24 protein-coding genes, 2 pseudogenes and 1 riboswitch are annotated in these 22,621 nt (G+C 73.4%); of the genes and pseudogenes, 10 read left to right on the plus strand and 16 right to left on the minus strand.

The genetic code is table 11. The features are described 5' to 3' along the window. Position 1: 1 nt before the first annotated feature. The 3 genes from ABZ321_RS26540 to ABZ321_RS26550 are packed head-to-tail and all read right to left on the minus strand — an operon-like array spanning position 2 to position 4,214. A complete protein-coding gene (locus ABZ321_RS26540; RefSeq protein ID WP_354895849.1) occupies positions 2-1,381 on the minus strand; it encodes a family 43 glycosylhydrolase in 1,380 nt (459 codons plus the stop codon). Next, complete coding sequence (locus tag ABZ321_RS26545) at positions 1,378-2,832, minus strand: family 43 glycosylhydrolase (RefSeq protein WP_354895852.1); 1,455 nt, start codon at positions 2,830-2,832, stop codon at positions 1,378-1,380. Before ABZ321_RS26545 ends, ABZ321_RS26540 begins: the two co-directional genes overlap by 4 nt. Beyond that, complete coding sequence (locus ABZ321_RS26550; protein ID WP_354895855.1) at positions 2,829-4,214, minus strand: glycoside hydrolase family 43 protein; 1,386 nt, start codon at positions 4,212-4,214, stop codon at positions 2,829-2,831. Before ABZ321_RS26550 ends, ABZ321_RS26545 begins: the two co-directional genes overlap by 4 nt. A 239-nt stretch (positions 4,215-4,453) precedes the next feature. On the opposite strand from ABZ321_RS26550, the gene ABZ321_RS26555 reads away from it, so the two are divergent. After that, positions 4,454-4,960 (plus strand): SigE family RNA polymerase sigma factor, encoded by a 507-nt coding sequence (locus ABZ321_RS26555; RefSeq protein WP_354895858.1) that lies wholly within the window; start codon positions 4,454-4,456, stop codon positions 4,958-4,960. Further along, complete coding sequence (locus tag ABZ321_RS26560; protein ID WP_354895865.1) at positions 4,957-6,360, plus strand: hypothetical protein; 1,404 nt, start codon at positions 4,957-4,959, stop codon at positions 6,358-6,360. The genes ABZ321_RS26555 and ABZ321_RS26560 overlap by 4 nt, the downstream gene beginning before the upstream one ends. A gap of 18 nt (positions 6,361-6,378) precedes the next feature. Here ABZ321_RS26560 and ABZ321_RS26565 read toward each other — a convergent pair whose 3' ends face one another. From ABZ321_RS26565 to ABZ321_RS26595, 7 genes are all read right to left on the minus strand, one after another. Then, positions 6,379-7,023, minus strand: a complete 645-nt coding sequence (locus ABZ321_RS26565; protein ID WP_354895868.1) for a hypothetical protein — start codon at positions 7,021-7,023, stop codon at positions 6,379-6,381. Positions 7,024-7,132: 109 nt separating this feature from the next. Continuing rightward, the gene (locus ABZ321_RS26570) at positions 7,133-8,203 is read right to left on the minus strand and encodes a hypothetical protein (protein ID WP_354895871.1); all 1,071 of its coding nucleotides are present in this window, start codon (positions 8,201-8,203) and stop codon (positions 7,133-7,135) included. Positions 8,204-8,229: 26 nt separating this feature from the next. Further along, entirely contained in the window at positions 8,230-9,411 is a 1,182-nt protein-coding gene (locus ABZ321_RS26575; RefSeq protein ID WP_354895873.1) for a hypothetical protein, read from the minus strand. Then, positions 9,408-9,968, minus strand: a complete 561-nt coding sequence (locus ABZ321_RS26580; protein ID WP_354895876.1) for a SigE family RNA polymerase sigma factor — start codon at positions 9,966-9,968, stop codon at positions 9,408-9,410. Before ABZ321_RS26580 ends, ABZ321_RS26575 begins: the two co-directional genes overlap by 4 nt. 45 nt (positions 9,969-10,013) lie before the next feature. After that, positions 10,014-10,571, minus strand: a complete 558-nt coding sequence (locus ABZ321_RS26585; protein ID WP_354895879.1) for a DUF488 domain-containing protein — start codon at positions 10,569-10,571, stop codon at positions 10,014-10,016. A gap of 112 nt (positions 10,572-10,683) precedes the next feature. After that, positions 10,684-11,214: a nitroreductase family protein gene (locus tag ABZ321_RS26590; protein ID WP_354895882.1), complete on the minus strand. Its 531-nt coding sequence runs from the start codon at positions 11,212-11,214 to the stop codon at positions 10,684-10,686. A 2-nt stretch (positions 11,215-11,216) separates the two neighbouring features. Then, on the minus strand, positions 11,217-11,429 hold the full coding sequence (locus ABZ321_RS26595) for a hypothetical protein (protein ID WP_344505545.1): 213 nt from the start codon (positions 11,427-11,429) through the stop codon (positions 11,217-11,219). 47 nt (positions 11,430-11,476) lie between these two features. Here ABZ321_RS26595 and ABZ321_RS26600 point away from each other — a divergent pair, with 47 nt between their 5' ends. Continuing rightward, positions 11,477-12,613 carry an FAD-dependent oxidoreductase gene (locus tag ABZ321_RS26600; RefSeq protein ID WP_354895885.1) on the plus strand — a complete coding sequence of 379 codons (1,137 nt, stop codon included), beginning with the start codon at positions 11,477-11,479 and terminating at the stop codon, positions 12,611-12,613. 385 nt (positions 12,614-12,998) lie between these two features. Continuing rightward, on the plus strand, positions 12,999-14,129 hold the full coding sequence (locus ABZ321_RS26605) for a SigB/SigF/SigG family RNA polymerase sigma factor (protein WP_354895888.1): 1,131 nt from the start codon (positions 12,999-13,001) through the stop codon (positions 14,127-14,129). A 4-nt stretch (positions 14,130-14,133) separates the two neighbouring features. Here ABZ321_RS26605 and ABZ321_RS26610 read toward each other — a convergent pair whose 3' ends face one another. Next, positions 14,134-14,871 carry an ATP-binding protein gene (locus ABZ321_RS26610; protein ID WP_354895891.1) on the minus strand — a complete coding sequence of 246 codons (738 nt, stop codon included), beginning with the start codon at positions 14,869-14,871 and terminating at the stop codon, positions 14,134-14,136. 82 nt (positions 14,872-14,953) lie between these two features. On the opposite strand from ABZ321_RS26610, the gene ABZ321_RS26615 reads away from it, so the two are divergent. Together ABZ321_RS26615 and ABZ321_RS26620 are read left to right on the plus strand one after the other, a co-directional pair. Further along, positions 14,954-15,175, plus strand: coding sequence for a hypothetical protein (locus ABZ321_RS26615; RefSeq protein WP_354895894.1), 222 nt, complete (start codon positions 14,954-14,956; stop codon positions 15,173-15,175). Beyond that, positions 15,172-15,591: a hypothetical protein gene (locus tag ABZ321_RS26620; RefSeq protein WP_354895896.1), complete on the plus strand. Its 420-nt coding sequence runs from the start codon at positions 15,172-15,174 to the stop codon at positions 15,589-15,591. Before ABZ321_RS26615 ends, ABZ321_RS26620 begins: the two co-directional genes overlap by 4 nt. 33 nt (positions 15,592-15,624) lie before the next feature. On the opposite strand, the pseudogene ABZ321_RS26625 reads toward ABZ321_RS26620, so the two are convergent. The 5 genes and pseudogenes from ABZ321_RS26625 to ABZ321_RS26645 all read right to left on the minus strand — a co-directional run. Continuing rightward, positions 15,625-15,726, minus strand: a pseudogene (locus tag ABZ321_RS26625) (hypothetical protein); the annotation flags it as partial. 13 nt (positions 15,727-15,739) lie between these two features. Further along, positions 15,740-16,078 (minus strand): annotated as a pseudogene (locus ABZ321_RS26630) (RICIN domain-containing protein); the annotation flags it as partial. A 96-nt stretch (positions 16,079-16,174) separates the two neighbouring features. After that, positions 16,175-16,336: a hypothetical protein gene (locus ABZ321_RS26635; protein WP_354895899.1), complete on the minus strand. Its 162-nt coding sequence runs from the start codon at positions 16,334-16,336 to the stop codon at positions 16,175-16,177. 152 nt (positions 16,337-16,488) lie between these two features. Next, positions 16,489-17,232 (minus strand): arylmalonate decarboxylase, encoded by a 744-nt coding sequence (locus ABZ321_RS26640; protein ID WP_354895902.1) that lies wholly within the window; start codon positions 17,230-17,232, stop codon positions 16,489-16,491. Continuing rightward, positions 17,229-17,786, minus strand: coding sequence for a TetR/AcrR family transcriptional regulator C-terminal ligand-binding domain-containing protein (locus tag ABZ321_RS26645; protein ID WP_354895905.1), 558 nt, complete (start codon positions 17,784-17,786; stop codon positions 17,229-17,231). Before ABZ321_RS26645 ends, ABZ321_RS26640 begins: the two co-directional genes overlap by 4 nt. Before the next feature lie 83 nt (positions 17,787-17,869). Between ABZ321_RS26645 and ABZ321_RS26650 the strand changes: the two genes are divergently transcribed. From ABZ321_RS26650 to ABZ321_RS26665, 4 genes are all read left to right on the plus strand, one after another. Then, positions 17,870-18,763, plus strand: coding sequence for a DUF4437 domain-containing protein (locus tag ABZ321_RS26650; RefSeq protein ID WP_354895907.1), 894 nt, complete (start codon positions 17,870-17,872; stop codon positions 18,761-18,763). A 36-nt stretch (positions 18,764-18,799) separates the two neighbouring features. Then, positions 18,800-19,022, plus strand: a riboswitch (cobalamin riboswitch). A 130-nt stretch (positions 19,023-19,152) separates the two neighbouring features. Beyond that, positions 19,153-21,390 carry a 5-methyltetrahydropteroyltriglutamate--homocysteine S-methyltransferase gene (metE, locus tag ABZ321_RS26655; RefSeq protein ID WP_354895910.1) on the plus strand — a complete coding sequence of 746 codons (2,238 nt, stop codon included), beginning with the start codon at positions 19,153-19,155 and terminating at the stop codon, positions 21,388-21,390. 164 nt (positions 21,391-21,554) lie between these two features. Continuing rightward, positions 21,555-21,773 (plus strand): helix-turn-helix domain-containing protein, encoded by a 219-nt coding sequence (locus ABZ321_RS26660; protein ID WP_344505561.1) that lies wholly within the window; start codon positions 21,555-21,557, stop codon positions 21,771-21,773. An 85-nt stretch (positions 21,774-21,858) separates the two neighbouring features. After that, positions 21,859-22,575 (plus strand): Clp protease N-terminal domain-containing protein, encoded by a 717-nt coding sequence (locus tag ABZ321_RS26665; protein ID WP_354895913.1) that lies wholly within the window; start codon positions 21,859-21,861, stop codon positions 22,573-22,575. The last annotated feature ends 46 nt before the right edge of the window (positions 22,576-22,621 follow it).

Consider the following 22,621-nt stretch of genomic DNA (forward strand, 5'->3'; position numbering starts at 1 on the left):
CCTACAAGGAGACGACGACGGGGCGGATGGTGCCGTCGGCGTTGAACGCCAGCGGGTCGATGGTGGTCTCGCGGTTGGTGCCGTTGCCGGCGGGCACGGCGAAGCGGTGATAGGCGATGTACCAGGTGTCGGTGCCGGGCGCCTGCACGACGGAGTGGTGGCCGGTGCCCTTGATGCCGGCGTCGAGGCGCTTCTGCAGCACCACGCCGCGGTTCGTCCACGGGCCGAGCGGTGACGGCCCGGTCGCGTACGCCACCCGGTAGTCCTCGCTGCGGGTGTCGTTCTCCGACCACATGAAGTAGTAGGTGCCGTTGCGTTTGAACACGAACGACCCCTCGTTGTAGCCGGCCGGGGTGACGACCCGTACCTGTGCGGGGTCGAACGACGTCATGTCGGCGTTGAGCCGCACGGCGCGGGCGACGCCCTGCCCCCAGTACAGGTACGACTGGCCGTCGGTGTCGGTGAACACCATCGGGTCGATCGCCTGCCCGCCGCTGAACTGGTCGCCGCGGACCAGGGGCCGGCCGAGGGCGTCGCGGAACGGGCCGGTCGGGGTGTCGGCGACCGCGACGCCGAGCTGCTTCGCCCCGGTGGCCGCGCCGCCGCTGAAGTACAGGTAGTAGCGGCCGTTGCGGGTGGCGACCGCGGGCGCCCACGCCGAGTTGTCGGCCCACGCCACGTCGGGGCCGAGGTCGAGGATCACACCGTGGTCGGTCCAGTTCACCAGGTCGGTCGAGGAGAACGCCTTGTAGTAGGGGCTGCTCCAGCCGGCGTACCCGTCGGTGGTCGGGTACAGGTAGTAGCGGCCGTTGAAGACGGTGAGGTGCGGGTCGGCGAACAGGCCGGGGATCACCGGGCCCTTGTTCGTCTTGGGGGTCCACGGTGCCGTGACGCGGAACGAGCTGTCGGCCTTGAACGCGGCGGTGTCCTGGAACGGGTCGAGCCACAGCGCGAAGTCCCGGTGCCGGATGCGGCGGGACGGATAGTTGTAGGAGGTGAACGCGACCGACCCGGCCACGGAGCCGTCGACGGGGCAGAAGGTCGCGTCGGCGCGGAACGTGGGATCGCCGGTGTTCGCGTCGACCCGCAGCCGGAAGTCGCGGTGCCGCAGGAACAGCCCGCTCTTCGTCTGCAGCGAGTAGCACGCCGGGGAGGCGAGCCCGTTGACGACGGTGAACGTCGCGTCGGCCTTCGTCTGGGCGTCACTGGACGCGGACACCGGATCGAGTTGGCCTTGTCGCATGTACCGGCCGGGGTAGTTGACGGATTCCAGTGAGCGCGCGCCCGTAGGTACGGTCGGCGCGGCGAGAGCGGGTGTGCCCGGCAGTACCGCGGCCAGGACCGCGAGCACCGGAAGCACCGGGAGGACGGCGCGCCTCACGCGACGAGCCGGAACGTCGCGTCGGCGCGGGCGGTCGCCGTACTGATCGGGTCGAGGCGCAGCAGGTAGTTGTAGTGGCGGATGTACCGGTCGGGGTGGCTGTAGGACTGGAAGGACACCCTGGCGGCGTCGGCGAGGCCGGCCACCTGCCGGAAGGTCGCGTCGGCGGCGAACGCGGCGCTGCCGTCGTTGCGGACGAGCGAGAAGTCGTAGTTCGAGTGGCGCAGGAAGTAGCCGGGGAAGTTCGTCGACTCCAGCGAGACGTACCCGCTCGCGGAAGCCAGGCCCGGCACGATCCGCCACTGTGAGTCCGCGGCGGGGCTCACGTTGGGGTCGATGCGGACGTCATAGTCGGCGTGCCGCACGTAGCGGTCCGGGAAGTTGTACGACTGCAGCCGCCACGTCGTCACGGCGGGCCCGGCGGGCTCACCGGACGGCGGCGCGAGCACGGTCCCCGTGGCGACCGGGACGCCGAGATTCGGGGTGCCGTCGGCGTTCCAGCTGATGCGCTGGATCCGGGTGGTACGGGTGGACCCGCAGCCGTCGGAGGCGGAGGCGTTCGCGTGGTAGACGATCCAGTCCTCGGTGCCGTCCGGGGACTTGAAGAACCCGTGGTGCGCCGGGCCGTAGACGCCGGCGGCGTCGTTGCGCTGGAAGATCGGCGTGGACTTCTTCACCCACGACGACGCCGACAGCACGGCGCCGCCGGTGTACGTCAGCTGCCCGATCTTGTAGTCCGGCCCCTGGCAGGCGCTCGCGGAGTACGTGATGAACGTGCGGCCGTTGTGCTGGATCGCGACCGGACCCTCGTTCATCGGGGTGCCCTGCCGCTCCCAGTCCAGGATCGGTTCGGAGATGGCGGTACGGGCGCCGGTGACCGTCCACGGGTTGCTCATCGCGACGAGGTAGATGTGCGGGTCGCTGTCGCGCCACAGCACGGTCGGCACCCCGGACCACATGAAATAGAGCTGGTTGTTGATGGTGACGACGCTGCCGTCGATGCCCCACCAGTTGTTCGATCCGAAGACCATGCCCTTGTACGTGTACGGGCCCATCGGGTCGAGGCCGGCGCTCTCCAGGACGTGTACCCGCTGGCCTTCGATGTCGCCGTTGCCGGCCGAGTAGTAGATGTACCAGCGCTGCCCGTTGGGGCCGTTGAGCAGGTGGAACTCCGGCGCCCAGACGTTGCGGTCCCGGCCGGCGGCGTGCGCGCTGAACACGGCCGTCGGGGTGGTCGTCTTCAGCTGGGCGATCGTGGGCGCCTTCCGCATCGTCAGCGGGCCGCTCCACGGCGTGGTCATCAGGTAGTAGTTGCCGTTGTACCAGGTCATGTACGGGTCGGGACCCGAGCTGTTCAACGGGTTCGTGAACGCCGGGCCGGCCTCGGCCCGTACCGGAGCGGCGATCACAGCGAGAAGGACCGCCGCGACCAGCAGCAGCACGCGTCTCACGAGGTGACCTTGAAGGTCGCGTCCTGCCGGTCGGTGGCGCTCGACGACGCGCTCAGCGGGTCGATGCGCAGCACGTAGTTGGCGTGCCGCAGGTAGCGGTCCGGGAAGTTGTACGAGCGGAACGACGACCACGTCGAGTCGGCCAGCCCGGCGGTGCGGTGGAAGGTGGCGTCGGCGCGGAACGCGGCGGTGTTGTCGTTGGCGTCCAGGCGCAGCTCGTAGTTGTAGTGGCGCAGGTAGCGGGTCGGGTAGTTCACCGACTGGAAGGACACGCCCGTGCTGTCGGCGAGCCCGGGCACCAGCTTCCACAGCTGGTCCTGGTACGGGTCGAACGGGTACGGGTCGATGCGGGCGACGTTGTTGGCGTGCCGCACGTACCGGTCGGGGAAGTTCGACGACTTGAGCCGCACCCAGCCCGGCAGCCCCCAGCGGGTGACGGCCGCGTTGTACTCGGCGGTGGTGATGCCGGCGATCGAGCCGTGCTTGGCGTTCAGCGGCGGGGTGTAGTCGCGCTGGTTGAGCACCGTCCACGCGCCGCCGCCGACGTTGCTGGTCGACCAGGCGTAGTAGTCGTTGTTGACGGGGCTGAACGAGTCGCCCCACAGCCACCACCCGGAGCCGCTGTTGGCCTTCACCAGCATCGGCGCCTCCATGGCGTTGCCCTGCTTCAGCCCGGCGGTGTACGTGGTGTAGCTGCCGGGTGCGCCGGTGGACGAGCGGGCGCCGTAGGTGAGTCCGTTGGCGAGGTTCTTGTAGTACAGGTAGAACGTCGAGCCGTCCACGACGATGTCGCCGTCGAGCACGGAGAAGCCGGGGCTGAAGTACACCTGGTTGGCGCTGACGGTGCGGAAGTCCGACGTGTAGTTGACCATGAACACGTCGCTGCCGTTGTTCGCGGAGTAGACGATGCCGTACTGGCCGCGCGAGGCGTCCCAGAAGGCGGTCGGCGCCCACGTGTGGGTCGCCAGGTTGTGCATCTTGATCCGCCGGTAGCCGGTGAAGCTGGTCAGGTCCGTCGAGTCCCACACGTGCAGGTACTGGTTGTTCTGCCCGAAGTCGGTGCCGTTGAGGTCGGTGGCCAGGATGACGAACGTGCCGTCCTGCTTGCGCAGGATGAACGGGTCGCGCAGGCCGAGCGTCCCGGCGGTCGGGGTGACGACCGGGTTGTTCTGGTTCAGCGGCGCCCAGTTGAGCCCGTCGGTGCTCACCGCGACGTGCAGCCCGTAGTTGGCGCCGCTCTGGTTCGGCGTCTCGGTGAAGTACACGAACACGTAGGCGCTGTTCGCCGCGAGCGCCGCCCGGGGCGTGGCGGCGACCCCGACCGCGGCGGCCGCGGCCGACAACCCGGTGAGCTGGACGAAGGTACGACGACGAAGGTGCACGATGGCAGACCTCTCTGCAGAAGTTTGTTAGCGCTCACATAGCGCGCCGCAGAGGATCGCCGCGCGACTGGCGGCGCGGGCGACCCATCACTGCGAAACGACGACGGAAGGTGACCATCGACGGCCGGTTGGCGGACGCCCGTCGATGCGTGACTTTCCGAGAATGTTAGCGATAACACTTCTGCTGTCAAGAGCGGCCGCGCTCAACCCGCCGGGGCACGGGAGGCGTCATACCCTGCATGAGCGAGCACGATGACGGCTTCCGGTCGTTCGTCACGACGCAGTGGGGGCCGCTGACCCGCACCGCGTTCCTGCTGACCGGCGACCGCGGCGCCGCCGAGGACCTCGTGCAGTCGGTGCTGGAGAAGGCACACCGGCGATGGAGCCGGATCCTGCGTTCCGACGCCCCCGAGGTGTACGTGCGGCGGGCGATGGTCAACACCGCCATCTCGTGGCGCCGGCGGAAACGCTTCGCCGAGGTGCCGCTGCTACCGGCCGACGACACACCCGCGGACGACCAGTACGGCCGGGTCGACGACCGGCAGCAGCTCCTCGCGGCGCTGCGCCGGCTGCCACCGCGGACCCGGGCGATCCTCGTGTTGCGGTACTTCGAAGACATGAGCGAGGCCGACATCGCCGCGGTGCTCGGCTGCTCGACCGGCTCGGTGAAGAGCCAGGCGTCCCGCGGGCTCGCCCGCCTCCGCGACCACGTCACCACCACGCACCTCCAGGGGGACCCGGCATGACCGACCACGTCACGACAGCGCTGCACGACGCCCTGGCCGGCGAGGCGGCCAGGATGACCACGCCCGAGGACCCGTGGCCGCGCTTCGCGGCACGGGAGTCGGCGCACCGGCGGGTGCGGCGGCGCCGGACGGCCGTCGCGGTCGCGGGAGTCCTGGCGGTGCTGGTCGGTGTCCAGACCAACGTGGTCCCGCTGCCGGGCTGGATGCCGGCCGTCGCCGTCGCGGCCGCACCCTCCCGGCTGACCGCCGGGCCGACCCGGGGCAGCCTCGCCGGCGACACCGCCTGGCTGGAAGGGCTGCGCCGCCAGATCCCGGGCATCACGGAGCCCGAGGGGCTGTGGGAGATCGCGGACCGCGGCGCGATCCGGATCGTGTTCGCCGGCGACGTCCCCGGGCACCGGCTCGCGCTCGCCCTGCTACCGGTGCGTCTCGGCCTGGTCAGCGGCTGGACGATGGCCTGGTACGGCGGCCCGGCGGGCGCCGCACCCGACCGCATGACGTTCGACGGGACCCTGGACGCCCGCGAGCCGGTCGCGACGCTGTTCGACGGCTCGGTGACCGACGGCGGCTTCGCCCTGGTCGTCGGGCCGCCGGGGTCGGCCGTGACGGTCACCGGCGGCGCCACCTACACCGCCGAGGGCACCGTCGTCCGGCGGCCCCTCGCCACGTCCACCGGCGCCGGCGGCATCGCGGTGGTCGCGCTGCCGCCGGGCCGCGAGCCTGAGGTAGCCACGCAGGTCACCGTCGGCGGCGCACCGTACTACGCCGGCGCCCTGAACGGCGGCTGGTCCGGCCGTACCGGCGAGATCGAGGACCCGACACCGAAGATGCTCGACGCCGCCGCCCGCGGCGCCCGGGGCCCGGGCCTGGACAACCAGGTGTTCCTGACGTTCGCCGTCACGGCGCTGCACCTCAGCCGCCTGCACCTGCAGGACGTGACGCTCAGGCTGCTGTGGACCGGCACCGTGAACGGCCAGGCCGCCGGCCTGCTGACCCTGCAACCCCCAGGCGGCGGCGTCGTCGTGTGGGCCTTTCACGGCAACACCAGCATGCACCGCTTCGACCTGCGGCTGCTGGTGCCGGCCGACGGCGCCTTCGAGCGGCCGTACGCGTGGCGGCTGCGCGCCGAGGGCCGCGACAACGTGACCGACCGGGTGGTCGTGGTCGCCCCACCCGGCGCCGCGTCGGTCACCGTCACGTTCGGCGGTGGCGCGCCGGTGCCGGTGCCGCTGGACGCGTCCGGGTCGGGTGAGACGACCGTCCCGCCGGGCAGCCCGGCCGTCGTCACCGCCTACGCCGCCGGCGGCGAGGTGATGGCGACCACCCCGCTGCACGTCCTGGAGAACGACGCGAGCCAGCTGCCCGGCGATACGCCCGGCACCCGCGTCACCGGTTCCTGACGCGGGTGCCGGGGTGGCTCAGCTCGTGGGGCTGGCGGTGGCGGTGGGCTTCGGGCCCCTGCCACCGCCGCCGCCGTCGCCGCCCTTGCCGGTCCGGGCGGTGAAGGTCTTGAGGTCGGCGCTCACGTCGTACATCACCTTCGCGCCGTCCTTCGTGCCGAACACGTCGTAGGAGCCGTCCGGATCCTTGCGGACGCTCGTCACCGTCACCGACGAGTCCTTCGCCTTCGTCGCCGCGGTCACCTTCGCCAGCTCGTCGCCGGTCACCGCCGTGTCCGCGCCGCCGCGGCCGCCGCCCTTGCCGTCACCGCCGCCCTTGCCGGTCTTGGCGGTGAAGGTCTTGAGGTCGGCGCTCACGTCGTACATCACCTTCGCGCCGTCCTTCGTGCCGAACACGTCGTAGGAGCCGTCCGGGTCCTTCCGCACGCTCGTCACCGTCACCGACGAGTCCTTCGCCTTCATCGCCGCCGTCACCTTCGCCAGCTCGTCGCCGGTCACGGCGGTGTGGTCGCCGCCGCCGCGCTGGTGACCGGGGGCGGCGGCGGAGCTGCTGGCGGAGGGGGACGGCGCCGTGGTGGCGGCGACGGCGGGGATGCCGAAGAGGAGCGCGCCCGCGACGGCGGTGCTGGCGGCGGCGATGCTGATCTTCACAGTGCGACGCACGGTAGGTGTCCTTCCAGTTCGATCATGGTGTTCGACTGGAACTCAGCGTGCGGTGGCTTCCTGTGTACAGCCTGTCAACGGCCTGCTGTTTCGCCGCCGATCGGGGCGTTCAGCAGCCGCGCCACACGGCCAGCTGGGCGCCGAGGTCGTCGTGACGCACGGTGCCGATCATCGTGCGGCCGTCCGGGCCGACCCAGTCGATCACGCTCGGCGCGGGGTCCGGCATCGGCATCGGCAGCACGAAGGCGGCGCCGTCGTGCCAGACGGCCGGGCGGCCGGTGCCGTCGATCGCGCCGGCGGCCACGCCCGACGCGCCGATCGCCATCGGGCCCACCATCTTGTCGAGGATCTCGACGGCGCCGGAGCGGAGGTTCCACCGCACGCCGCGGCTCGGGTGGGCCGGGTCGTCGACCAGCTTCCCGTCCCGCTCGACGGGTTCGGCCGCGGACACTCCGAGCGCCCAGTCACCACCCACCGCGACCGCGGCGACCCGCAGGTAGCCGTCCGGCACTGCGAGGGCCGTCGCGGTGCCGTCCGGCGTCCAGCGGTACCCGTGCCGGTTCTGGCCCGCGTTGCCGACCACGACGCCGTCGTCGTTGATGCCGACGGCGCTGGTGTCGCGGGTGCCGGCGGCGCTGGTGTCGCGGGTGCCGGCGGCCAGCAGGAGCGGGGTCGCAGCGCCGGCCCGCCACAGCACCGCCCGCTCCCCGCCGGCCTTGAGCGTCACCGTCCCCGCGACATCGCCGCGGGTGTTGATGCCGGCCGCCGACGTGGAGGTCGCCGAGTCCGGCACCGGCAACGGGACCACCTTGCCGTCACGGATGAGGACGGCCCGCTCCCCCGGGACCCCCGGCACGTGACGCGTGCCGGCGACCACGCCGGAGGCGTTGACGCCCGCGACCGAGATGTCCTTGATGGCGGGCAGGGGCTGCGGCTGCCCGCCGTCGGTCCACAGCATCGCCCCCAGCTCCGCCCCGTTGTGGTTGGGGACCGCCACCACGAGCCGGCCGGCCGGGTCCACGCCGCGGATGTCGAGCCCGTTGGCGTCCGGCGGCAGGGGCAGCGGCGACGAGGCGCAGGCGCTCGCGCTCGGAGGCGCCGCGGCCGGCGCGGCGGCCGGCGTCGAGCAGCCCGAGACGGTGGCGAGCGCCACCACCAGCACCGCACCGGCGAATCGCATCCTCGTCGTCTCCTTCTGGTGGGTCGTCATCGGCAGGTCCAGCGGGTGTTGTCGTACAGGTCATGGCGATCGCCCTCGACCATGCTGGCCACGACCGTGGTGCCGTCGCCGGTGATGCCGGCGCGCCAGCGCCACGGACGGTCTGGGTTCAGCGGGGGCAGCACCGTGACCGCGCCGTCCTGCCACAGGGCCAGGCCGGACGCGCGCTCCGCGGGTACGCCGAGCACGGTCCCGGCGGCGCTCACGGCGAGCGGGGTGAAGAGCCCGAGCGGCTCGACGGCGCCGGTGCGCAGGTTCCACCGGGCGTGCCAGGGGCCGAGCTCGTCCGGGTCGTGCGGGCGGGTTAGCGGCGCCGTCCCGACGGCCCACTCGCCGCCGACCGCCGTGACGGCCCCGGCGGCGCCCTTCGGCAGCGGCGTGCCGTCCCCGTCCCACCGGTAGGCGACCGTCGCGTCGTCCGCGACCGTCGCGCCGGCCGCCACGCCGTCGTCGGTGATCCCGGCGACCTGCGCCCTGCGGCCCGCACCGGCGGGCGGCTCGACGAACCCGCCGCCGGCCGGCCAGACCAGCCCGACCCGGCCGCCGCCGACCACCGCGTATCCGGCGGCGTCGCCGCGGGCGTTGACGGCGAGCGCCTCGCTGCCGGTCGCGCCCGGCGGCAGCGGCAGCGGCACGACCGCGCCGTCGTGGAACAGGGCCGCCCGGCGTTCGCCGCCGGCCGTGCGGGTGGCACCGGCGACGGTGCCGTCGCGGTTGACCGCGTTCGGCGCGAACCCGGTCGCCGCCGCCGGCCGGTCCGGCACGCCGTCCTTCCAGACGAGCAGGCCGGTCACCGAGGACGCGGACGCGTAGCCGCCGACCATGTACCGCCCGGTCGGGTCGACCGTGTACACCGCCCACTGCCCGGCGGGGAGTCCCGGCGGGGCGGGCACCGCGGCGGCCGTGCAGGTGAGCGGCACCGCCGACCGGGTCGGGGCGACCGGCTGCGTCGGGGTCACCGCGGGCGGCCCGCCGTCGGGGCGGCGCAGCGTCGACCCGAACACCACCCCGGCGATCACCAGGGCGGCGACGACCCCGGCCGCGGCCGCCGCCCTGATCCGCCCGCGCCGCACGCTGCGGCGGGCGCTGGCGAGCACGTCGTCGGCGAGCAGGCGCACCGGCGGGGCCTCCCGCTCCGCGTGGGACCGCAGCACCTCTTCGGGGGTCACGCGGGCCTCCTCATCGACAGGTCGGCGCCGGTCGCCGGCGTCGCCACGAACAGCTCGCGCAGCGCCCGCAGCGCCGTCGACGTCTGTGCCTTGACCGTGCCCTCCGAGCGGCCCAGCACCCGGGCGACGTCGGCGACGGGCAGGTCACACAGGAACCGCAGCACCACCACGATCCGTTGCCGCTCCGGCAGCCGGCGCAGCGCGTCGTGGACCAGCAGCCGCTCGTCGACCTGCCCGATCGCCGCCTCGACGGCGTGGTCGGGCGGCGTGTCCCGCAGGAACACCCGCGTCCACGGCCGGCGCTGATCGCTCAGGCACGCCCGGACCACCATCGAGTGCACGTACGCGTCGAGGTTGTCCACCTCGCCGCGCCGCGCCCAGCGCCGGTAGAGCGTCGTCAGCGCGTTCTGCACCGCGTCCTCGGCGCGGTCCCGGTCGCCCAGGACCAGCCACGCGACCCGGTGCAGGCGAGGCAGATGCGCCCGTACGTACTCGACGTACTCGTGCTCCTCGTCGACCCGCACCCGCGTCGTCCCCTCCGGTGGCCGCTGTTCCACCCCGGTAGACGCAAGCGGGCACGGCTGGGGTTTAGCCGACGGGGATCATAGTCCGGGCAGTGTCTGCTGATCGTCGTCGTAGACGGGCCAGCCGTCCGCGTCCCGGCGGACCCCTTCCGTCAGGCGGTGCGCCTGCCGGGTGCCGGCGTCGACGAGGTGCTCGACCGCCGCGCCGCGCATGACGAGCGCGTCGGCGACGAGCATGCGGTGGCAGTGCCACCACAGCGTCTCGGCGCACAGCACGGCCGGCAGCTCGGTCGCGGCCCGGGCGACGAGATCGTCGACGGCGGTGCGGAACGCCGGCGTGTCCATGTGGTCGGCGTACGCGGCGAACGCGGCGACGCGCAGGGCGGTGTGCCGGGAGCCCGGGCTGGAGCGCCGCCGGCCGCCGAGGGTCTCGCCCTGCCAGGTGTACCGCAGCCCGGCGCCGGTCACCGCCTCGGCGAGGGCCTCCCGCCCGTACTGCGGGTGCCGCCGGGACCCCGGGAACCTGCGCACGTCGACGAGCGTGCGCACGCCGGCCGCGACGAGGATGTCGAGCAGCGCCTCGACCGGCCGCGCGCCGTGCCCGACCGTCCAGACCCGTACTCCCCCGCCGTCCACCGGACGAACGCTACCCCGGCTCCGGACAGCGCAGCCCCGGCAGGCACGGCTTCAGAACGGGCGACCTCGGAACGGGCGACCTCAGGTTGGGCGGCCTCAGGACAAGCGGGCTTCAGGAGGAGGCGGCGGCGAAGGTGCCGTAGTGGACGACCTCGTCGAACGGGCGGCGGGCGGGGTTGCGGATCAGCTGGAGCGGCCGGTCGGCGGGGTAGCCGACGCCGATCAGATAGGCGACGGTGTGGGTGTCGGGCACGCCGAGGATCTCGCGGGCCTTCTCCTGGTCGCCGACCCCCGCGTGACCGGTGCCGATGCCCAGGTCCGCGGCGGCAAGGAGGATGGCGTAGGTCGCCTGGCCGAGGTCGTACCGGTCGGTGAGGCGGGTCCGCTCGTCCGGGGCTTCCGGCAGCACCAGGGCGATCGCGGCCGCCGCGTCGGCGACGTGCTGCGCGCCGGGCCAGACGGTCGCGAGCCTGGTCAGCTGTTCGCGGTCGGTGACGACGACGAAGTCCCAGTGCTGCCGGTTGGACGCGGACGGCGCCCGCCAGCCCGCCTCGACGATGCGCCGCAGGTCTTCCGCCCGCACCGGGTCCGGCCTGTACTTGCGGACGTTGCGCCGCGACCGCACCGCATCCCACGTCTCCATCGTCACAGCTCCATGCTGGTCAGGGCGCGCAGCCGCAGCTCCGACGCCATCTCGGCCCACACCGCCGCGTCAGGCACGGCGGGCGGGCAGGGCTCCGCCGGGAGACTTTCCGCTGAAGCCACGCCGAAACCGATCAGACGGTGGCCGAGCCGGATCACCCGGTTCGCGAGGTGGGTGACTACCGCGTGCCCCGTGAGCTGTCCTGCGAGTGCCATACGGGTCAGCGTAGCGAATCTCCTATCCAAACGATAGGATTACTTCCGTGGGGTTCCATGAGGTGGGGATCGTCGGTGCGGGGGTGCACGGCCTCAGCGCCGCGTATCACCTGGCCCGGCGGGGCGTGTCGACGGTCGTGTTCGAGCGCGGCACGCGGGCCGCTGGCCCGACCGGCCGGGCCAGCGGGGTGGTGCGGTCCTACTACACCAACCGGTTCCTGGCCGAGGTCGCCCGCGACAGCACGGCCGTGCTCGCCGACTTCGCCGACCAGGTCGGCGGCGAGAGCGGCTATGTGCGCACCGGCGGGCTGTACCTGCACGGCCCCGACGACCTCGCGGACGTCCTCCGCACCGGCGGCGACCACGAGATCCTGACCGACGACCTCGCGGCGCGCTTCAGCTACCTGAACCTCGACGGGACCGCGATCGGCGTGTGGGAGGAGCGCGCGGGGTACGCCGACCCGTACCGCACCGCTCTCGGGTACGCCGCCGCGGCCGTGCGACACGGCGCGACGCTGCTGGAGCACGCCGCCGTGCGGGTCGTCGACGAAGGCCCGCGGTCCGTCCGGGTCGCGCTCGCCGATCGGAGCCGGCACGAGGTCGGCCGGCTGCTCGTCGCGGCCGGTCCGTGGACCGGGCCGCTGCTTGCGCAGGTCGGCGTCACGCTGCCGCTGACCGCCGAGCGCCACGTCGTCGCCGGGCTGGCGCACCCGCCGGAGGCCGCCCCGCACGCGGTGCCGTACGTGCTGATCGACGTCCAGCACGGGTACTACTCCCGGCCGGCCGGCGCGCACCGCTTCCTGCTCGGCCCGCTCGCCCCGACCGCCGCCACCGACCCCGACGACTACTCCCCCGACGTGACCGGCGCCGAGTTCGCGTGGCTCGCCGCCCGCGCGGCGCGGCGGGCGCCGGTGCGGGCCCGGGCGGCGGCGGACCGCAGCTGGGCGTCCCTGTACGACGTCAGCCCCGACTGGCAGCCGGTCACCGGCCGGGTCACCGATCGCGTCCACGTCGACGCCGGCACCAGCGGGCACGGCTTCAAGCTCGCACCCGTGTGGGGCGACCACGTGGCCAGGCTGCTCACCGGCGACGCCGACCCGCGGCTCGAGCAGTTCTCACCCGACCGCTTCGCCGCCGGGTCGGCCCTCGCCGCCGGCTTCGGCGCCGCGCGCATCCTGGGCTGAGGCCGCCTCTGGTGCCGGCCGGCCGGCGGGTGCCGTCCTGCGGCACGTCTCGGCCTTTCCAGTGCCGTGACCGGCGTCGATGACGGTCGGGCCCGGCCGTTCGCTGAACTGATGGTCGGCGATCCGCTACCGTCGGAGACGGGCCGTGTCCATCGCGGTCGACCCCGACGGCGGGTCCCGCGTGACGTGGCCTACCGGACGTCGCGACTCGGTCGCACAATGTCAGGAGCAGCACGGTACGCCGCACGGCGAAGTCGGATCTGTCGGAAGCGCACGGAAAGCCACGGTTCGTGCGCAGCTCCTGGGGGTACCACAGCTGCGCGACGACACAGGGAGGAGCCCGGCAGATGAGCACACCACGGAGGCGAATCCCGCCGGCGACGTCGTGGAGCTGACCATCGCCCTGTCGTCCAGGGACGACGAGGACCTCGTCGAGCTGACGGGCATCCTCGACTACGCGTCGGTGCCGTACCTGCGGCACGTCGTGTTCGAGCTGCTGGACGACCACCGGCGCCAGATCGTCGTGGGTGTGTCCGGGCTCCGCCTGCTGGATGCCGCCTCGATCAAGCTGTTCCTGTACCTGCAGAGCCGCGCCGAGCAGCTCGGCGGCGACCTGCGGCTCGCGGAGGCCGGCGGCACCGTCCTGGCCACCCTCGAGGTCACCGGCGTCGCCAAGCAGCTGGGCGTCTACGACGAGCTGGCCTGGCCGGTACACCGGCGGCAACGGGAACCCGTCGACCTCGGCGGCATGCGCGTCGGTCATGGCGAGTGGCCGGCGAACGCGACCGAGCTGCTGATGCGGCTGCACGAGCTGGACCCCACCGACCCCGTCCGGCGCAGGGCCCGCGACGACGTCATCGAGCTGTGCCTGCCCGCCGCCCACCGTCTCGCGCGGCGCTACAGCGGCGGCGGCAGCCCGACCGCCGACCTGACGCAGGTCGCGGCGCTGGGCCTGGTCAAGGCCGTCGACGGCTTCAACCCCGCGCACGGGGTGGAGTTCGGCGCGTACGCGACGCCGACGGTCCTCGGCGAGATCAAGCGGTACTTCCGGGACCGCTCGAACGGCATCCGGATGCCCCGGCGGCTCCAGGAGCTGCGACTGTCGGTCAACAGGGTCAGCGACCAGCTGACCCAGTTGTGCGGGCACTGGCCGACCGTCGCCGACCTCGCCGCGCACCTCGGCGCCGACGAGGAGGAGATCGTCGAGATGATCGGCGCGTGCAACGGTCACCAGCCGCTGTCGCTGGACCTGCCCTCCGCCGGCATCGAGGACGACACGACGCTGATGGACATCGTCGGCGCCGAGGACCCGGCGTATGACCTGGTCGAGCACCGGGAGTCGCTGCGGGTGCTGGTGGCGCAGCTGCCGGAGCGCGAGCAGCGGATCCTGAGCCTGCGCTTCTACGGCAACCTGCCGCAGGGGCAGATCGCCGCGCTGGTCGGCCTGTCGCAGATGCACGTGTCGCGCCTGCTGCGCCAGTCCCTGTCGACCCTGCACCGCCGCCTGACCGAATAGTCCGCTACCCGCCGAGCGTGCACCACACGATCTTGCCGTCGGGGGTCGGGGTGGCGCCCCACGCGGTCGTGAACGCCTCGACGATCACCAGCCCGCGACCGCCGCTACCGGCCTCGGTCCCGGCCGCGCCGCCGAGGCGGGGCATCGCCGGGGAGTGGTCGCGCACCGCCAGGTGCAGCCGGCGCCGGTGCACCGACGCCAGTGCCGTGCGCGGACCCACACCGTGCTCCAGCGCGTTGACCACGAGCTCCATGACGACCAGCTCGGCGTGCTCGGCCAGCGCGCTCAGCCCCTCCCGCGCGCACAGCATCCGCACCACGTCCCGGGCGCCGGAGAGGGCATCCGGCCCCTCGGGGATCTCCCACCGCACCTGCACCGGCCGGCTCCGGCCCGCGGCGAGGGCCTCCGCCGCCGCCCGGTCCGCGGCGAGCGGCACGTGCCGGCCGATCGCGAGGTCCTCGAGCTCCCGGGCGAGCGCCGGCGACGCGGAGTGGTGCACGAGGTCGGCGCCCGGCCACGCGGCCGCCGCCCGGGCGAGCGGCACGAACGCGGTCAGCGCGATCGGCTCGGTGCCGGTGACGCCGGCCAGGTCGATGAGGACGGCGTCCGGCTCGGCGGCGAGCGTGCCCAGCACGCTGCGCCGCAGCTCCGGTGTGGTGTGCGGGTCGATGCGGCCCTTCACCGTCACATGTGCCAGCGGTGGCGAGAGCTCGACGCGGCAGACGAAAGCGGCGGTCGGCACCGACCCACTGTACGACCGCACGGGCGGCTGCGGCGAAGGACGCGGCGCCATCAACATCGGCGGATGGTGCGATGATGCGGGCGTGACGGACGGCGGTGGGTACCTGCTCGACAACCAGCAGCCGGAGGCGGGCGCCCGCTTCACCGCCCTGGAGGCGCTGTTCGACCCGTCCACGTTCCGCCACATCGACGCCCTGGGCATCCGGGCCGGCTGGCGGTGCTGGGAGGTCGGCGCCGGCGGCACGAGCGTGCCGGCCTGGTCCTCGTCCACGTCCCGCAGCGCGCCAGCGCTCTCGCCGCGATGATGGCGTCGGTACGGCCCGGCGGCTGGCTCCTGATCGAGGAGGCGGACCCGTCGTTGCAGCCCCTCGTCTGCCCCGACGAGCACGCCCCGCCGCAGCGCCTCGCGAACAAGCTCAAGCACGACTTCCGCACGCTCATGGCCGCCCGCGGCGTCGACCTCGCCTACGGGCGCACCCTGCCGCGCCTGCTGCGCGAGGCGGGCCTCGTCGACGTCGCCGCCGACGCGTACTTCCCCGTCACCGGGCCCGCCTGCGCCGCTCTGGAGCACGCCACCACCCGCCAGATCCGCGCGTCCCTGACCAGGGCCGGCCTCGCCACCGACGCCGAGATCGACCAGCACCTCGCCAACATCGAGGCCGGCCTCCTCGACCTCGCCACCTCCCCCATGATCTCCGCCTGGGGCCGCGTCCCGTCGTGACGCGGCCCCGAGACAAGCACAGGACAGGCACGGTCACGGCTGGAACCGCCAGGTCTGGTTGGACTGGCTGGTGCCGCAGAACCAGATGATCAGCTGTGTGCCGTTCGCGGTCCCCCAGGCGTCCGCGTCCAGGCACTTGCCCGACTGCGGGGTTGCGTAGGTTGCCGTTCACGAGCTGCCACAGCTGGCCGCCGGCGGTGTCGCAGGTCCACAGCTGCACCTTGGTGCCCTCGGCCGTGCCGTTGCCGGTGATGTCCAGACACTTGCCGGTGCGCGCGTTGACCAGCTGCTGCCCGCGCCAGGTCCAGCGGACCTCCGGTCCGCTGTGGCAGTCCCACAGCTGGATCTTCGTGCCGTCGGTGTCGCGGCCGCCGGAGACGTCGACGCAGCGGTTCGAGCCCGCTCCGACGATCATCTGGCCGGTGCCCGGCGGCGGTTTACGCAAACCCATCACGAGCACGCCCTTCCTGGCGGGGTCAGGTCGCATTCAAGGTAATGAGTACCCTCGGGAGAGCGGGACCGGTTTCGAAGGGCGGTCCGACGCTGCCCGAGGAGGTCAGCGACGGACGTGGACGGTCGCTCGTCAGGCGGTGAAGCAGATGACGAGGGCGTAGACCATGACGCTCAAGACGACGAACAGCATGGCGGCCCTGCCGATGTCGACCGACGTGTGGTGCCCGGCATACACCCGCTGGAGCGCCCTGAAGCAGGCGTACGCCGCCCACAGCGCCCAGACGAAGAGCATGACGATGATGAATTTCTGCGTCGCGTCGATGTTGACCGCTCCCTGATTGTTCGGCCGGGATCCTGCCGTCCAGGGTGACCAGGTGCGAGTGCAGGACGCATGCATTCCGTCGGCAGCGCCCCGCTGCGGCGGTGGACGTGAAGTCCTGCCGGTCAGTGGGAGCGGAGCAGGCGGCCCGCGCCGGGGAGCTGGTCGGGGAGGCCGTGGGAGCGCAGGGCGTGCCAGAGGGTGGCGGCGTTGATGGCGATGACCGGCTTGCCGAGCTCCTCCTCCAGGGTGTCGGCGAGGGCGACGAACGACAGGTTGGTGCCGACCTGCACGATCGCGTCGACGTCCGGGGCGTCGAGCTCGGCGACGACGGCGCGGAGGCGTGCGGAGGGGACGCGGGCGATGTCCGTCGCGGTCGGGCAGCGCAGGCCCGTGATGGCGGCGACGTCGAACCCCGCCTCGGTGAAGAACCGGCCGACTTCGCGGTCGGCGATCGGCTGGTACGGCGAGAACACCGCGATCCGGTGGCAGCCGAGCTCCCGCAGGGCGGCGCGGCACGAGCCGGCGCCGGTGGTGACCGGGAGGCCGGTGCGGGCACGCAGGCGGTCCTCGAACGCGGCGTTGCCCTCCACGCCGCCCCAGAACGTCTCGGCGGACATGCCCATGACCATGCGGTCGGGCTCGGCGGTGAGGGCGTCGCGCACGGCGGTGTCGATGGAAGCGCGGATCTGGACCAGCAGCGCCTCGAAGCCGGCGTCGTCGCCCATCGCGGGGTTCGGGATGTGCATGGAGCCGGCGCGGAACGCCACCCCCGGCACCCGGGCGCTCCAGTAGTCGTGCTCGACGACGGTGTTGGTGCTGGGGACGATGATGCCGAAGACGGCGCGCGGCCCGACGGCGTTGGTCATGCGCTCAACTCCTGACAGACGACGGAGACCATGCGGTGTGCCCGCGCGCGGGCGGCGGGGCGGTCCAGCAGCAGCGCGTCGAGCAGGAGCGGCGAGACGATCGCGGCGACCGCGTCCTCGCGGTCCTTCACCGGGGCGCCCGCGGCGCGCAGCACGGTGTGGAACGGCGCCAGGAGGTCGGTGACGTACCGCTGGCGCAGCGGCACCGCCGCCGGGTCGGAGGCGGCGGCAACGACGAGGGCCTGCAGGAACGCGCCGACGGGCCGGTCGCGGAGCCGGTCGCACAGCTGGTCGACGGCGGCGTGCAGGTCCTGCGCCGGCTCGCCGGTCGGCGCGCCGGGCGGCAGCGGCGCGACGTCGATCAGCGCGGCGAGCACCGCGCCGGGCGTGGGCCAGTGCCGGTAGATGGTCGACCGGGACACGCCGGTGACCTGGTGCAGCCGCTGCGCGGTCAGCGCCGCCGCACCCTCGGCCAGCAGCAGCTCCAGGGCCGCGGTCAGCACGACGGTCTCGGTGTCGGAGGTGGGGCCGGCGGGTCGGCCAGGTCGGGTCACGAGCGTTGACGGTACACCTTGTACGCGAAACTATTAAGCGATACATTCCGCACCGGAAACTGCTGCCGAGCCTGGAGGCACCCATGCGCCCGCACGTGGAGATCGTCGACGAGCGTGACCTGATCTGGCACCTCGCCGAGTTCCAGCACGCCACCGGCACCGCCGAGCAGCGCAACCTCAGCTACGACGAGGAGGACGGGTCGGCCTCGCTGAAGGTCCGCTTCACCGGCGACTGGTCGCGGCCGGCCGGCGTACACGACGCGGACACCGAATGGTTCGTGCTGTCCGGCGAGGTCGTCATCGGCGACACCGTCCTCGGGCCGGAGGGCTACTGGACCGCGCCCGCCGGTGTGTGGACCCCGCCGGTCAAGGCGGCGGCCGGCACGGAGATCCTGCTGTTCCGCGAGTACGGCGACTGGCACTTCCACCCTGAGACCAAGGACCGTGAAACCGTGCGGCCCGACCAGAAGCTCGTCGTGCTCGACAGCGCCCGGATGCCGTGGATCGACGTCAAGGACGGCTCCCCGATGCGCTTCGACCTCGGCGGCACGCCGGTGCCGGGCCTGTTCATCAAGCTGCTGCACCGCGACGAGAAGACCGGCTTCTACACCCGGCTCATCAAGGCCAAGCCCGGCTGGCGGGAGGTGCCGCTCGCACACCACCCGTGCTCCGAGGAGGCGTACTGCCTCGACGGCGGCTTCGACTACAACTTCGGCAAGATGTGGCCCGGCACGTACTTCTGGCGCCCGCCGCTGATCCGCCACGGCGACTTCACCGCCGACGCCGAGGCCGGCTGCACGTGGATCGTGCGCTCCGACGCGGACCTCGTCGACTGGTATACCGACAACGCCCGCGTGCAGATGCACGGCGACGCCACCAACTGGGGCGAGGGCTTCCCGCACAGCGCCGCGCCGCGGTTCATCGAGCCGGTCCGCTCCCGCAGCATCGGCCGCTGGAGCGACCCCACGCACCAGTGACGCAGCCGACACCCGCTCCCGCGGCGGTGCGTATGTATGGTGATGAGTGCAGCTGGTTCGGCCGGTCCCCCGGGACCGGCCGTGGCAACAGGGAATCCGGTGCGAATCCGGGACTGCCCCGCAGCGGTGAGTGGGAACGACCGCCGTCATTGAGCACTGGGCCGCGAGGCCTGGGAAGCGACGGCCAGTAGGCGACCCTGGACGACATCCAGGGTCACGCCCGCGAGTCCGAAGACCTGCCAGCGCACCGCGCGCCGCCCGGCGTGCGGTGGTCGGAGGCCGCGCGGGACGGCCGACGCCATCGACCGGCCCACGCGGCGCGCCGCCGCGCGGCCGGTGGCGTCCCCCCGTGCCAGTCCGGCCGTCGTGACTGTGCACCGAGGGGACACATGAGCACCACATTCGGGCTGAGCACCGTGCTCGGCTACCCGCGCATCGGCGGGAACCGCGAGCTGAAGCGGGCCGTCGAGGCCTACTGGGCCGGCACCATCGACGAGGACACCCTGGAGCGCACGGCGGCGACGCTGCGCGCCGACGTGTGGCAGACGCTGCGCAACGCCCGCCTCGCGGCGATCCCGTCGAACACGTTCTCCTACTACGACCACGTCCTCGACACCGCCGTCGCGGTCGGGGCGACACCCACGCGGTTCACCGCGCTCGGGCTGTCGAAGCTCGACACGTACTTCGCCATGGCCCGCGGCGTGGACGCCGAGCCGGCGCTCGAACTGACGAAGTGGTTCGGCACCAACTACCACTACCTGGTGCCCGAGATCGGACCCGACACCGTCTTCGCCGCCGACCCGGCCAAGGCGCTGCGGGAGCACGCCGAGGCCCGCGCCCTGGGCCTCGAGACCCGGCCGGTGCTGGTCGGACCGGCCACGTTCCTGCTGCTGGCCAAGGGCGACGACCCGTTCGCCCGGCTCGACGACCTGGTCGGCGTCTACGCCGAGATCCTCGCCGCCCTCGCGGATGCGGGTGTCTCGTGGGTGCAGCTGGACGAGCCCGCCTACGCCACCGACCGCGGCCCGGACGAGATCGACGCGCTGCGCCGCGCCTACTCCCGGCTCGGCGCGCTCAGGGCCCGGCCGAAACTCTTCGTCGCCACGTACTTCGGCGAGATCGGCGACGCCCTGCCGGCCCTGCTGGACACGCCGGTCGAGGCGATCGGCCTCGATCTCGTCGCCGGCCCCGGCAACCTCGACCGGCTCGCGGCCGCCGGACCCCTGGGCGGCAGGACGATCGTCGCGGGGCTCGTCGACGGCCACAACGTCTGGCGCACCGACCTGCGCGCCGCGGTCGCCGCCGGGGCGGTCGTCGCCGGCCTGGCCGACCACGTGGCGGTGTCCACGTCCTGCTCGCTGCTGCACGTGCCGGTGGACCTGTCCGTCGAGACCCGCCTCGACCCGGGCCTGCACGAGCGGCTCGCGTTCGCGCGGCAGAAGGTCGACGAGGTCGTGCTCCTCGGCCGCGCGCTGCGCGACGGCACGGCCCACCTGCCCGCGCCGCTGCCCCCGCCCCCGGCGGCGTGGCGGCACGACGAGGTGCGCGCCCGGCTCGCCGCCCTCACCGCCGCCGACCGGCGGCGCGGCGACTCCACCGCCCGCGCCGCCCGCCAGCAGGAACTGCTCGGGCTGCCCGACCTGCCGACGACCACGATCGGCTCGTTTCCGCAGACCGCCGAGCTGCGCGGGGCCCGCGCCGCGCTGGCCGCCGGCACCCTCGACGACGAGGGCTACACCGCGCTGATGCGGGCCGAGGTCCGGCGGGTCGTCCGGCTGCAGGAGGACCTCGGCCTGGACGTGCTCGTGCACGGCGAGCCGGAGCGCAACGACATGGTGCAGTACTTCGCCGAGCAGCTGTCCGGGTTCGCCGCCACCGAGCACGGCTGGGTGCAGTCGTACGGCTCCCGCTGCGTCCGCCCGCCGATCCTGCACGGCGACGTGGCCCGCAGGGCGCCGATGACGGTCGGGTGGGCCACGTTCGCCCAGTCGCTGACCACCCGGCCCGTCAAGGGGATGCTCACCGGCCCGGTCACCGTCCTCGCATGGTCGTTCGTCCGCACTGACCAGCCGCTCGCCGCCACCGCCGACCAGGTCGCGCTCGCCCTGCGCGACGAGTGCCGGGACCTCGAGGCCGCCGGGATCCGGGTGATCCAGGTGGACGAGCCGGCGCTGCGCGAGACGCTGCCGCTGCGCCGGGCGGCGCAGGGGGCGTACCTGGACTGGGCGGTCGGCGCGTTCCGGCTCGCGACCAGCGGCGTCGCCGACGACACGCAGATCCACACCCACCTGTGCTACTCCGAGTTCGGCGACGTCATCACCGCGATCGACGCCCTCGACGCCGACGTCACCAGCATCGAGGCGTCCCGGTCGAAGATGGAGGTCCTCGGCGACCTCGCCGCCGCCGGGTACCGGCGCGGCGTCGGACCCGGGGTGTGGGACATCCACTCGCCGCGGGTGCCGTCGCGCGAGGAGATGGCCGAGGCACTGCGCCACGCGGTCGCGGCCGTCCCGGCCCGGCGGCTGTGGGTCAACCCCGACTGCGGCCTGAAGACCCGCGGCTACGCCGAGGTCGAGGCGTCCCTGCGGCATCTCGTCGCGGCCGCCGCCGAGGTCCGCGCCGGCTGATCTCTGGAGCCGTGGCACGTGCCGGCGCCTCACGTCGGGGTCGGCACGTGCCGTTGGCGTTTGCGGCCTGTGTACAGCGAAGCCCGGCGCGCTGCACGCCTGTCGTCCCCGGTTGGCGTCAGCACATGTTGACGATTTCCGCGTCGTCAGCTTATGCTGACGGTATGACCGTGATCGACGAGCTCGGTCGCGCCGCGCACGACAGCGACCACGACGTCGCACTGCGGGCCGTCGCCCGCCTGCGCCGCCTGACCGAGCAGCTGGAGGCCGAGCGGGTCGCCGCCGCCCGCCGGGACGGATGGTCGTGGCAGGACATCGCGCTGCGGCTCGGCGTCACCAAGCAGACCGTGCACCGCAAGCACCGCGGCACCGGCGACGACTGATGCGCCGCTGCCACCGTCGACCGCGAACGCCGGTCGCCGCCACTGATCGCCATCACCGATCGCATCGTCGTCGCGAGGAGGACTGATGTTCCGCGGTAGCCATCCCGACCTGTGCCGGACCGTGGGCTGCGCCGTGCTGCGGGCCCGCGAGCTCGGCCACCCCCGCACCGGCAGCGAGCACCTGCTGCTCGCGCTCACCACCGGCACCGACGAGGTCGCCGCGGTGCTCGCCCGGCACGGCGCGACCGAGCCCGCGATCCTCGACGCCGCGTGCCGGGCCGCGCCGCTGGGCGCCGGCGTCGCCGACGACCGCCAGGTCCTCGCGTCGCTCGGGCTCGACATCGACCGGCTCCTCGAGGGTGTCACCCCGACGGCCCTCGACCGGGTCACCTGGCGGGAGCCGCTGCTGCCCCTCGGCGCCGCGAAGGCGCGGCGGTGGTCCGCGCAGAAGCGGCCGCCGATGGGGCTCGACGCGCAGGCGGCCTTCGAGGCGTCGCTCCGGCTCGCCCTCGCCCGCCGCGAGCGGGACCACCGCACGGAGCATCTCGCGTTCGCGCTCACCGCGCTCGACCCCGGCGCCGCCTGGACGCTCGACACCGCCGGCGTGGACATCGCCGGGCTCCTCGCCGACCTCGGCCGGTCCTTCCCGCCGCCGCGGCGCAACCTGATCCTCCGCGCGGACCGCCGCCTGTGGCACCGTTCGCGCCACAACGACCTCGTCGCCCGGTACCAGCGAACCACCGGCCGCACGGCCACCTCACCCGGCGCCCTCCCCGCCGTCATTGCCGGCCAAACGATGTAACGACACGGTCCGGCCTCACTGCTTACAGGGTGAGGGCGGTGGCGGG

This window comes from Dactylosporangium sp. NPDC006015, assembly GCF_040614215.1.
In the GTDB taxonomy this organism is placed as follows: Bacteria; Actinomycetota; Actinomycetes; order Mycobacteriales; family Micromonosporaceae; genus Dactylosporangium; species Dactylosporangium maewongense.